Raw genomic sequence first — 11949 nt, forward strand, 5'->3', positions numbered from 1 at the left:
CAGGGGCGCGGGGACCTGCGCAAGTCGTCCCTGGGGGGAGCGGCCCCCAGGGGCGACGGGGATCCCCCCGCTCATGCCCGCTCCTGGGGGAGAAGCCGAGAGCGGGGGAGGCAAGGGGCGGCGGGGGCCGGGATCCCCACATCGCACCCGCCGCCGGCGGGACACCGGCCCCGGCCGCGACGGAGCCGCACCGCCCCGGGACAGTCCCTCAGGAACAGCTCACCTCATCGCCCCGCACCACCCCGAGCTCCCCCTGACCCGGATCCTCGGCACGAACCTTCCGCACCTTCTCGAAATCACCCCCCGCGATCACCTTCAACACGGCCCCCTGCCCCTTCACCGCCCGCAGCTCGCTGCCCGGCAGCGCCGCCGCCAGCGACTTCGCGGAGCGGTCCCAGCGGGGGTCATAGGCGACGACCGTGCGTTCCACGTCCCGCTCGGCCGCGTTGACCGGCACCCGGGTCGTATCGAAGCCGGTGGCCGCCAGCGCCGCGTCCACCCGCCGGCCGAGTCCCGCGGCGCCGGTGCCGTTCTCGACCTGCACCCGGATCTGCCGGGGATCCACCGGCACCCGCTGCGCCGCGCCGGGTGACCGGTGCCCGGAGAGCGGCTGGTCCCGGCGGAGCGCGTCGAAGACGCGCTCGGACTTCTCGGCGTCCCACTTCAGGGTCGAGCCGACATCCTTCACCAGGTGGCCCATCTTCGCGATCGGCACGGTGGTGAACTCGGAGGAGGACGGCGAGAAGTTGCGCATCGCCCGGCCGAGGTCCAGCAGTTCGCCGGTGCCGAAGCCCTTGTCGGCGCGGACCGAGCCGAGCACCGCACGGGTCACGTCCCGGAATTTCATCGGGTTCAGCAGGATGCCGGAGGAGGTGGCGCGTTCCACCAGCGCCGCCATGAAGTGCTGCTGGCGTTTCATCCGGCTCAGGTCGGAGGCGCCGTCCACATGCCGGGCGCGGACGTACCGCAGGGCCTCGCCGCCCTCCAGGGTGTGCCGTCCGGCCGCCAGGTCGAGGCCGGTCCGGCTGTCCCTCAGCCGCCGGTCGGTGCAGATCTCGACGCCGCCGACCACGTCGACGGTCTTCATGAAGCTGGTGAAGTCGACCTCGAGGTAGTGGTCGATCTTCACCCGGGTCATCTTCTCGACGGTACGCACGGTCAGCTGCGGCCCGCCCTCCGCGTACGCGGCGTTGAGCTTGACCGGGTGCCCCTCGTGCTGCCGCCCGCTCAGCCGGTCGGTGTGCGGGGGTGTCTCGGCGTAGGAGTCGCGGGGCAGGCTGACCACGCTGGCGCGGTCCCGGTCCTCCGAGATGTGCACGATCATGATCGTGTCGGTGCAGTGGCAGGGTGTCCCGCCGAGCCGGTACTTCTCCTGCTCCTCCTTGCCGATCTTCTCGCGGCCGTCCGTGCCGACGAGCAGGATGTTCATGCCGTGACCGGCCTCGGGGCGGTTCTTCATGTCGCGGAACGGGTCGACCCGGGCGATGTCCTCGTCGAGACCGCTGAGCACGGCGTGCCCGATCCCGGCGCAGGCGAGCACCACGACCGACAGGGTGGTGACCGTGCGCAGGAACCAGCGCGGCTTGCGGCGAGGGGGCGCGGAAGGGCGCGCGCCCGGGCGTGACTGCCGCGAGGGGCGCTGGGGCGCGGGGCGGGGCCGGGGAGACCGCGGCGGCGTGGGCAAGGGGGCACCTCCGGACGACGGCCGTGCGGGGAATCGTGAGCACCGTAGGCCGATACGATCTGCGGCCCCGTGCACAGCCCCCCGGCGCGCGCACCGGTGTCCCCCGTTCGCGGTAACGTGAGGCTCCTATGAACGCCAATCCCGACGTGCGGCTCCCCGCCGTTTCCGTGATCATGCCCGTCCTCGACGAGGAGCGGCATCTGCGTGGCTCGGTCCGCGCGATCCTCGCCCAGGAGTACTCCGGCGAGATGGAGGTCGTGATCGCCCTCGGTCCGTCCACGGACCGCACGGACGAGATCGCCGCCGAACTGGTGGCCGAGGACCCGCGCGTGCACACCGTGCCCAATCCGACCGGCCGCACCCCGGCCGCCCTCAACGCGGCGATCGAGGCCTCGCGCCATCCGGTCGTGGTCCGCGTCGACGGGCACGGGATGCTCTCCCCGAACTACATCGCCACCGCCGTGCGGCTCCTGGAGGAGACCGGCGCGCAGAACGTCGGCGGCATCATGCACGCCGAGGGGGAGAACGACTGGGAGCACGCCGTCGCCGCCGCGATGACGTCGAGGATCGGTGTGGGCAACGCCGCCTTCCACACCGGCGGCGCGGCCGGCCCCGCCGAGACCGTCTTCCTCGGGGTCTTCCGCCGCGAGGCGCTGGAGCGGCAGGGCGGATACAACGTGGAGTTCATCCGCGCCCAGGACTGGGAGCTGAACTTCCGCATCCGGGAGGCCGGCGGGCTGATCTGGTTCTCGCCGGAGCTGAAGGTGTCCTACCGGCCCCGTCCGAGCGTCCGGGCGCTGGCCAAGCAGTACAAGGACTACGGCCGGTGGCGGCACGTGGTGGCCCGCTACCACTCCGGTTCCATCAACCTGCGCTATCTCGCCCCGCCGGCCGCGGTGTGCGCGATCGCGGCCGGAATCCTGGTGGGCGCGGTGCTCACGCCGTGGGGGCTGCTGGTGCCCGGTGGGTACCTCGCGGCGATCGTTGCCGGGTCCATACCGGCCGGCAAGGGGCTGCCGCTCAAGGCGCGGCTGTGGATTCCGGTGGCGCTGGCCACCATGCACATGTCCTGGGGATGGGGCTTCCTGACCAGCCCGCGCTCGCTGGCGAAGAAGGTCATCGCCTCCCGGCGTCCCGCCGTCCACGCGGACGCGCCGGCCTCCTGACGCACCGTGGAGCGAGGGCCCCTTCCCGGCCGGGAAGGGGCCCTCGCGTTCACCAGGTGTAGGCGGGGTCGACGTGCATACAGGCCGTGTCGTCGGCCCCGTTGAGCGGTTTCGCCGAGTCGGGGGTGGTGTCGTCCTTCTCGGGAGCGTCGTACCGCGTGCCCTCCCGCCAGTCGGCGCCCACGACGAGAGTGACTCCGGACACGTCGGTGGACCGTTTCACCTGGCCCACGGGGATACCGAGCGCCTGGGCGACGCGCCGGGCGTCGCCCTCCAGGTCGGCGCTCGGATAGCGCACCACCGTCCGCTTCTCGCTGACGGCGCCGACGGTGTCGGCGGTGGAGCCGGTGAACCCCTTCTCCCTCAGCAGCCCGGAAACCGTCCCGGCCCGGCCGGGGGCGGCCACCAGGCTGTCGGTGCGGGTGCCGTTGCTGACCTGTACGGCGATGTCGGCGTCGGCGGCGGCGAGGTCGGCCGGCGCCTTCTCCTCCGTCTTCTCCGGCTTCGCGTCCTTGCCGTCCAGCGCGATGTCCTCACGCACCAGACGGAACAGCTGCTCGGCGTCCTCGGTCGGCTCCACGCGGGCGCCCACATACCGGTTGGGCATCGTGGTCATGGTGATGCGCTCCGGCTTCACCGTGCGCAGTTCCCCGCTGAGGTCGTAGAGCTTCTTCACGGTGTCGAGACCGGGATCGACGGTGAGTGCCTCGGTGGCCTGTTCGGCCAGTCTGCGCAGCTTGTTGGGGTTGCTCAGGGTGGCGTTCTCCCGCAGTTCGCGGACCAGCGAGTTCATGTACATGTGCTGTGCCTCGGCGCGGGCGAGGTCGCTGCCGTCCTCGAAGCCGTAGCGGGTACGCAGCCACTGCAGGGCCTGCTCGCCCTTGACGGGGTGGGTGCCCTTCTCCAGTTTCAGCCCGGAGCCGTGTCCCTGGCTGTCGCGCGAGTGGATGTTGGCGTCGACGCACACCGGAACGCCGCCGACCGCGTCGGCCATGGCCACCACGCCCGCGAAGTCGACCATGACGAAGTGGTCGATGTGGATGCCGGTGAGCTCCTGCCAGGTGGCCACGGTGCAGCCCGGACCGCCGTGTCCGAGGCTCTGGTTGGTCATCGTCCGCCCGTTGCTCGCCGGGTAGACCGTTCCGTCGTCCGGGTCGGTGCACTTGGGGATCTCGACCAGGGTGTCGCGCGGCATGCTGATCACGGACATATTGGTGCGGTCGGCGGAGAGATGGACCAGCATCTGCACGTCGGCGAGCGGGGTGGAGCCGAATGTCTCCCGGGCTCCGCCGAGTTGCTGGTTCTCCTTGCTGTCCCGGGCGTCGCTGCCGATGAGCAGGATGTTCAGCGGGGTCTGCCCGGCCGCGTTCGGCGTCGGCTGGGCGACCTTGTTGTCGCCCAGGTTGAGGGCGTCCTTCTTGATGTTGGCGTTCAGCTGCCGGTAGTAGACGTAGCCCGCTCCGGCAGCGCCGATTATCAGCAGGGCGAGCACCGCGGCCGACCACCTGAGCAGCCGGCGTACGCGTCGCGGGCGGGGGCTGCTGCCACCGGCGGGCGGACCCTCGTCCGGGCCCTCCTCGTGCGCCTCGTCACGGAGTGTCTCCCGCGTGGCGTTCTGCGTCACCGCCCCAGCCCTTCCCCACCCCTGCGAAGTCCTCACTTCGACGAACAGGCTCGTCCTGCCTTCTGTTAGACGCACGAGGGGCCCGTCAGTTGCCCCGGAATACGCCATGACTTCAACGAATTCCGGAGCCCGGCACCCAGTGTCCGGCACCCAGTGCCGGCAACCGGCCCGGCCGCCCACCGGGTCGGGCGTCGCGGAGCGGACGGCGTTTCTGCACCAGAGCCCCGGTCTCGCCGTCCGGCGCGGACGGGCCCCCGGCTCCGGCTTCTTCCGCGCGGAGGCCGTCACGTCGCCCCGCCCCGGCACAGAAAGGGGGCGGGCCCGTCGGATCGCTACTTGGCGCACTCCACCTTGTCCGCCGTGGACTTCTCGATGTCGTCCGGCGCCTTGTCCGGCGGGGTGAGTGAGACACCCGCGCCCTTGAAGTCCTTGCCGAGGGTCAGCGTCATCGCGGCCACACCCTGGGAGTTGGTGACACTCTCCCCGGGCTTCATCGCCGATCCCGACAGCCCCATGATGGCGGCCAGCCGACGTGCCTGGGCGGCCTGGTCGGGGGCGTACTCGAGGGTCGTCCTCGCCAGCTCCGCCGGGGCGTTGCCCGCGTTCTCCGACTTGGTGACGCCCTGTTCGACCTGGAGCCAGCTGAGGGTCGACTGCGCGCTGCCGGCGACGGCTCCGCCGTTGAGGATCCGGACCCGGACCTCGGACGCAGCCGCCTTCTCGCCCTTCAGCCGGGCGGCGACCGCCGCCTTCTCCTTCTTCTTCTGCTGCTTGACCTCGGTGAACGACACGTCGTTACGGATCAGGTCGAAGACCTCGGGCGCCTTCGCGTCGTTGAGGACGACGGTCGCCTTCACCTTCTCCGCCGGGTTGTCGACCACCGGCACGGTCGTGAAGGTCAGGTTCTTGACGTTGAGTTTGCCCAGCTCCAGGCCCAGGTCCTTGAGCTTGTTGATGTCGCCCAGCGTGGAGTCGACGGTGAGCGCCTCGGTGCCCGCCTCGGCCAGCTTGATCATCTTCGAGGGGCTGGTGAGCGTGTCGTTCGACTTCAGCTTGCGCATCAGCGCGCTCAGGAACTGCTGCTGCAGTCCGATCCGGCTCAGGTCGCCGCCCAGGCCGACCGAGTGCCGGGTGCGCACGAACGCCAGCGCGTCCTCGCCCTCGATGGTGTGCGTGCCCTTGGGCAGCTGCAGATGCGAGTCCGGGTCGTCGATGTCCTTGGCCAGACACACCTCGACACCGCCGACCGCCGACGTCAGCGTCTTGACCGCGTTGAAGTCCGCCACCATGAAGTTGTCCGGCTTGACCCCGGTCAGCTCGGTCACGGTCCGCATGGTGCAGCTGGGCGTCCGGCCGCTCTGGCCGAGGCTGGTGTTGAAGCGGACGCCGGGGGTGCCCGGGATCACCTTCTCGCTGCCGTCCTCCTGCTGGGTCGGGCAGTCCGGGATGTCGACTATCAGGTCACGCGGGATGCTCAGCGCGGTCGCGTTGGAGCGGTCCTTGGACACGTGCAGCAGGATCGTGGTGTCGGCGTGCCCCTCGCTGCCTTTGTCGCCGTAGCCCTCGTTGCCCGAACCGGTGCGCTTGTCGGTGCCGATCAGCAGGATGTTGATCGCCTTGTCCTTGCTGAACCCACCGGTGCCGGCCCCGTCGTCGGAGACGGACGTGATGTTGTCGTTCAGGTGCTCCAGATACAGGTAGCCGCCCACGCCGGCGGCGAGCACCACGAACGCCATCGTGCCGCCGGTCCACAGCAGGACCTTCTTCGCCTTCGACTTCTTCTTCACCGGCCGGCGCCCGCGCCGCCCGGGCGGCGGCTCCTCCGGCGCGCCCCGGCGCCTGCGCTGCGGCGGCACCTCCCGGCCGGGCGTCTCGCGCTCCGGCGTCTTGCGGCCCGGCGCCGCACGGCCGGACTGCTCGGCCGAACGGCTCTCGTCCGCCGCACGGTCCGGTGCCGCCGAACGGCCGCGAGGGGATCCGGGGGCGAGGTTTCCCCCGCCGGGATTCCCGCCGCCGGGACGGCGCGGACCCCGCGGGCCCGGAATCGGTGACTGCGGTGCGGAAGGGCTCAGTCGCAGTTCGTATTCGCCGGTATCCGGATTGAGTACCCACTGGTCCGCGGGGTCGATGTTCTCTCCCCGCCCACGGCTGTGCGCGTCCACGGTTGCTCGAATCCTCCGTCGGTGCCACGCGGCGCCTTTCCCCTCCCAGGCGCTCGAGTCTGGTCACACAGTGCGTGATCTCAGGACGGACCTGAAGGAGCGGACGCACCGGAGCGCTCACACTAACGGCCCTGATCGTCCCAAGGCGACGCCGGTGACGAATTGCACGTCTTCACAAGGGGCCAATCCACCCATTTCCGTGGACAAAGGTTCGCGGCGCTGGAGTTGGCTTGGCCGAGCCTTTACGCACAGGTGTCCTCGGCGGCGGTGTTCCCCGAGAACGTGGGGGCCGGAGAGGGGTCCTCGGAGGGCTCCGCGGACGGCTCTCCGGACGCCTTGTCCGTGGCCGTGTCGTCACGCTCCGTATGGACCTTCACCGGCCCGTCCGTGCGCAGCCGCTCGAACAGCTCCTCCGCCGCGGGCTGGGCGAGCTGGTCACGGTTGACGTTCCCGGTGTACGGCTCCCGGGGCACGGTGAGGAACTGCACGTCCTCCCGGGGGATCTCGCGCAGTCCGCGCACGAGGTCGTACAGGCCCCGCAGGCTGGCCAGCCCCGGATCGGTGGTGAGGGACGAGGTGGCCGCGTCCAGAACGGGATACAGCTTCACCGGATTCAGCAGGACGCCGTTGCCGAGCACCTTGTTGACCAGTGCGCCGAGGAACCGCTGCTGCCGTTCCATCCGGCTGGTGTCGCTGCCGTCGCCGAGGGTCTTGCGGGCACGGACATAGCCGAGCGCCTGCTCGCCGGTCAGCGTCACCCGGCCCGCCGGAAGGGTCAGCTTCGCGTCCTTGTCGTCTATCGGCTCGCGCAGGCACACCTCCACGCCGTCGACGGCGTCCACCATGTCCTTGAAACCGTCGAAGTCGACGACCACGTGGTGGTCCACGCGGATGTCCGTGAGTCTCTCGACGGTACGGATGGTGCAGGCGGAGCCGCCCACCTCGAAAGCGGAGTTGAACGGGGCGAACACCGGTTCGGACCGGGCGCCGTCGGGACGCCGGCAGTCCGGTACGTGCACCATCAGGTCCCTGGGTATCGACACCGCGGTGGCGCTGCGCCGGCCCGCGGAGAGATGCAGCAGGATCGCGGTGTCCGAGCGCTCGGTCCCCGGGTCCCGCCCGTAGCGGCCGTTCTCGTCCCCGGCGCGCGAGTCGGAGCCGATCACCAGGATGTTCCGGGCACCCTTGACGAGTGCGGTGGGCCGGTCCTTCTCGAACCGCTCGAGTTCGGCCGCCGCCGCCTCGTCCGGGGTGATGTTCCCGTTCAGCTTCATGTACACCGCCCACCCGGCGGCCGCGGCCGCGACGAGTACGACGGTGACCGTGAGCGCGGTGCCGAGCGCCCAGCGCCGGCGGCGCCGGATCCGGCCCAGGCCGGTGGGTGAGGAGCCGGTACCCGGGACCGGGGCGGGCCGCCCGGCGCCCGGCTGTTCGGAGGGCGTGCCTGCGGTGTCGCTCATGGCCGGGTCCACCCCTCGACTCGTACCGGGCCTGACGGCGTACGGGTGTGGTGCGTGCCGCTGTCAACGACGATGACCCGGGGGCGCGGGGCGTGGGGGGTGGTGGTGGGCCGAACGGGGGACGGAGGCGGTCCGCCGGACCGGGCGTCAGCGGGCGATGACCGTCACCCGCTCACTCTCCACCCGCTTGTCCAGGGCGTCGCCCCCGAGGCGGTCCAGGTTCCGGCACAGGACCACGGAACCGCCGGTCGCCAGCGGTGCGTACAGCCCCGCGCTCAGGCCCTCCCAGGTGTCGAACGACAGCCCCGACAGGACCCGCGAGGCCGGCCCGGTCAGACCGAGGTCCGGCGCCTCGGCCCGTGCCCGCTCGACCACCTCCGCCCCGGTGAACTCCCGGCCCGCCACGATCAGCGCCGGCCCCTCCGGGTCGACCGGCGCGTACGGCGTGAACCGGTCGCCCTGCCCCGGCACCTCGACGGCGTAGTCGGCGAAGCCCTCCGGCGGCTGCGGGAAACGTCCTCCGAGCGGCCTGAGCGCCAGCGCGATCCGGGAGCCCGGACAGGCCCGCGCCGCCTCCAGCGACTCCGGCTCCGGCCCGCTCACCGCCACGTCCGCCGCCGCCGGGTCCCCGGCCATGTCCGCGACCACGCCCACCGACGCGCACGCCAGCAGCCAGACCGCCGTCTGCCAGTGCGCCGGCAGCAGCAGCGCCACCCGGTCGCCGGGTTCGACGGACAGTTCGTCCTGGAGGAGGTTCGCCGTCTTGGCCACCCAATTGGCGAAGGTGGCCACGGACAATTCGACACGTTCGCCCGTGGCGTCGTCGTAGAAGGTCACCAGGGGGCGTACCGGGTCCGCGGCCAGCGCGGAACCCAGCAGGTCGGCAGGGGTGCGGTCGGTGGCGTTCACCCGCGCAAGGGTACGCGGCCCCCTCCGTCGCACCGCCCGCGCGGTGCACCGGTTCGGGGGAACCGGCTCCGACAGTCCGTCAATTCCCCGATAGACAGATTTGTCTGACTATGGCCAAGCTCAGGGGTATGCGTGGAATTCTTGCTTCCTCAATCGGTGTCACCTGCGCCGCCGCCCTCGCCCTCCCGCTCGCTCCGCCCGCCCTCGCGGCGGACACGAGACCGGCGCCGACGGCGGAAGCGGCCACGCGCGCAGCGGTGACGTCCCCGTCCGACGTCCCCGGCAGCACCCAGTCGCTGCCCCTGGGACCCCTCACCCACGACCGTGCCTCCGGCGCCGCCGTCATCGGCCTCGCGCCGCGCACCGTGCGGCACTTCTCTCTCCTCGGCGTCATCTGGGAGGATCCCGCCGACGAGATCCACGGCCGCGTCCAGGTCCGCACCCGGGCGGCCACCACCGGCGGCTGGTCCGACTGGCAGGACGTCGAGACCCATTACAGCGACCACGCGGCCGATCCCGGCTCCCCGGAAGCGGCCTCGGGCCGGGTACGGGGGGCCACCGCACCGCTGTGGGTGGGGGAGGCGGACGGCGTGGAGGTACGGGTGCAGCCGGAGCCGGGGGAGCCGGGGGAGCCGGGGGAACCTGGGGAACCTGGGGAACCTGGGGAGCCGGGGGAACCCGCGGGATCCGAGGGGGGCTCGGGTGCTGGCGCCGAGGCCGGTGCGCCCCAGGCGCTGCCGCCCGGGATGCGGCTCGAGCTCATCGACCCCGGGGACGCGGAGGGCGCCGTGCCGCCTCCGGCCGATGCCGCCGCTCCGCCTCCCGCCGACGCCGCCGTGCCGCCTCCCGCCGATGCCGCCGCTCCGCCTCCGGCCGACGCCGCCGACGGCCGTACCGCCCCACTGAGCGCCGAGGCGACCGCCGCCTCGGCGGCCAACGCCGGGCTGGCCTCGCTCGGTGCCACCGAGATCCCGGCGCTGGACGCCGAGCGGACCCGGGAGAACCTCCTCACCCTGCGCGGCCCCGAACTGACGGAGGAGCAGCGCGCCAAGCCGTACATCGGACCGCGGCCCGCCATCGTGACCCGGCGGGGCTGGGGAGCGGACGAGAAACTGCGGGAGAAGAACTTCACGTACACCAGCAAGGTCAAGGCCGCCTTCGTGCACCACACCGCCTCCGGCAACAACTACACGTGCTCGCAGGCGCCTTCGCTCATCCGCGGCTTCTACCGCTACCACGTCGGCAGCCTGGGGTGGCGGGACATCGGCTACAACTTCCTCATCGACAAGTGCGGGAGGATCTACGAGGGCCGGGCCGGGGGAGTGGCGAAGCCGGTGAAGGGCGCCCACACCATGGGGTTCAACAGCAAGTCCACGGGCATCGCGGTGATCGGTTCCTACGGGTCCAAGAAGCCGTCGAAGTCCGCCGTGAAGGCGGTCTCCCGGCTCACCGCCTGGAAACTCGGCCTGCACGGGATGAATCCGAAGGCCAAGACCTATCTGACGTCCGGCGGTGGCAACCTCTACGCCAAAGGCAAGAAGGTACGACTGAACGTGATCTCCGGTCACCGGGACGGGTTCAACACCTCGTGCCCAGGGGGAAAGCTGTACAAGAAGCTCGGCACCACGCGCTCCACGGCGGCCCGCTACCAGGGCCGCTGAGGCCGGCCGGGCGTCTCCTCCTGCCGGGGGACGGTCTGCATACACTGGCCGGCCGAAAGACAGTTCGGCCGGTCCCGGCAGGAAGCAGAGACGACAGGTGACAGAAGCGATCCTCCTGGTCGGCGGCAGAGGCACGCGACTGCGACCGCTCACGGTGCGCACGCCCAAACCCATGGTCCCCGCTGCCGGGGTGCCCTTCCTCACGCACCAGCTGGCGCGAGCGAGAGCGGCGGGCGTCGAGCACATCGTCCTGGCCACGTCCTATCTGGCCGAGGTCTTCGAGCCGTACTTCGGTGACGGGTCGGCGCTGGGGCTGCACATCGAGTACGTGACGGAGGAGGAACCGCTCGGTACGGGCGGCGCCATCCGGAACGTCGCGTCCCGGCTGCACTCGGGGCCGGACGAACCGGTTCTGGTGTTCAACGGGGACATCCTCACGGGGCTGGACATCCGCGCGCTGGTGCGGACGCACGGGGCGACGGGGGCGGACGTCTCGCTGCACCTCACGCAGGTGACGGACCCCCGGGCGTACGGGCTGGTCCCGACGGACGACACGGGCCGGGTGCTCGCCTTCCTGGAGAAGCCGCAGGCACCCGAGGAGATCGTCACCGACCAGATCAACGCGGGGGCGTACGTCTTCCGGCGGTCGGTGATCGACACGATCCCGGCCGGGCGGGTGGTGTCGGTGGAGCGTGAGACGTTCCCGGGACTGCTCGCGGCGGGGGCCCACCTCCAGGGCATGGTCGACTCCACGTACTGGCTCGACCTGGGCACGCCGGCGGCGTTCGTACGGGGCTCGGCGGACCTCGTACTGGGCCGCGCGCCCTCGCCCGCGGTGCCCGGCCGCTGCGGCGACCGGCTGGTGCTGCCCACGGCGACCGTGGCACCCGACGCGAAACTCGCGGGCGGGACGGTGGTCGGCGAGGGCGCGTTCGTGGCGGAGGGCGCGCGCGTCTTCGGCAGCACGATCCTGCCGGGGGCGGTCATCGAACCGGGCGCGGTCGTCACCGACTCGCTGGTCGGAATCCGGGCGAGGGTCGGCGAACGGTCGGTCCTCACCGGCACCGTCATAGGCGACGGCGCGACCGTCGGGGCACACAACGAACTCCGCGAGGGCGTCAGAGTCTGGTGCGACGCCACCATCCCGGCGGGCGCCCTCCGCTTCTCCTCGGACCAGTAGACCTGTGGCGCGGTGGCTGTCCGGCGGGGCAGCCGTCCGGCGGGGGTGCGGGTCGTGCGCCGGCACCCCGTTCGCGCCGGGCTGCGCGGTACTCCCGCCCAGC

8 protein-coding genes are annotated in these 11949 nt (G+C 71.7%); 3 read left to right on the forward strand and 5 right to left on the reverse strand.

Features of this window, described 5'->3' with window-relative positions:
* Positions 1-208: 208 nt before the first annotated feature.
* Positions 209-1570, reverse strand: a complete 1362-nt coding sequence (locus HTV45_RS20900; protein ID WP_251692484.1) for an LCP family protein — start codon at positions 1568-1570, stop codon at positions 209-211.
* A 242-nt stretch (positions 1571-1812) separates the two neighbouring features.
* On the opposite strand from HTV45_RS20900, the gene HTV45_RS20905 reads away from it, so the two are divergent.
* Complete coding sequence (locus HTV45_RS20905; protein ID WP_215207347.1) at positions 1813-2850, forward strand: glycosyltransferase family 2 protein; 1038 nt, start codon at positions 1813-1815, stop codon at positions 2848-2850.
* 49 nt (positions 2851-2899) lie between these two features.
* Here the strand turns inward: HTV45_RS20905 and HTV45_RS20910 are convergent, their stop codons facing one another.
* The 4 genes from HTV45_RS20910 to HTV45_RS20925 form a co-directional block, all read right to left on the reverse strand.
* A complete protein-coding gene (locus HTV45_RS20910; protein ID WP_215207348.1) occupies positions 2900-4474 on the reverse strand; it encodes an LCP family protein in 1575 nt (524 codons plus the stop codon).
* 332 nt (positions 4475-4806) lie between these two features.
* Positions 4807-6636 carry an LCP family protein gene (locus tag HTV45_RS20915; protein ID WP_215207349.1) on the reverse strand — a complete coding sequence of 610 codons (1830 nt, stop codon included), beginning with the start codon at positions 6634-6636 and terminating at the stop codon, positions 4807-4809.
* 242 nt (positions 6637-6878) lie between these two features.
* On the reverse strand, positions 6879-8096 hold the full coding sequence (locus HTV45_RS20920) for an LCP family protein (RefSeq protein WP_215207350.1): 1218 nt from the start codon (positions 8094-8096) through the stop codon (positions 6879-6881).
* Between the two features lie 147 nt (positions 8097-8243).
* Entirely contained in the window at positions 8244-9005 is a 762-nt protein-coding gene (locus HTV45_RS20925) for a TIGR03089 family protein (RefSeq protein WP_215207351.1), read from the reverse strand.
* A gap of 128 nt (positions 9006-9133) precedes the next feature.
* Between HTV45_RS20925 and HTV45_RS20930 the strand changes: the two genes are divergently transcribed.
* Positions 9134-10666 carry a peptidoglycan recognition protein gene (locus tag HTV45_RS20930; protein ID WP_215207352.1) on the forward strand — a complete coding sequence of 511 codons (1533 nt, stop codon included), beginning with the start codon at positions 9134-9136 and terminating at the stop codon, positions 10664-10666.
* A 97-nt stretch (positions 10667-10763) separates the two neighbouring features.
* Entirely contained in the window at positions 10764-11846 is a 1083-nt protein-coding gene (locus tag HTV45_RS20935; protein WP_215207353.1) for a sugar phosphate nucleotidyltransferase, read from the forward strand.
* Positions 11847-11949 lie beyond the last annotated feature (103 nt).

This window comes from Streptomyces sp. CHD11 (assembly GCF_018638295.1).
In the GTDB taxonomy this organism is placed as follows: domain Bacteria; phylum Actinomycetota; class Actinomycetes; order Streptomycetales; family Streptomycetaceae; genus Streptomyces.

What these genes read in the sequence shown, in the direction of transcription:
- HTV45_RS20905 (WP_215207347.1), top strand. Translation starts at nt 1,813, where the DNA reads ATGAACGCCAATCCCGACGTGCGGCTCCCCGCCGTTTCCGTGATCATG.
- HTV45_RS20920 (WP_215207350.1), bottom strand. Translation starts at nt 8,096, where the DNA reads ATGAGCGACACCGCAGGCACGCCCTCCGAACAGCCGGGCGCCGGGCGG.
- HTV45_RS20930 (WP_215207352.1), top strand. Translation starts at nt 9,134, where the DNA reads ATGCGTGGAATTCTTGCTTCCTCAATCGGTGTCACCTGCGCCGCCGCC.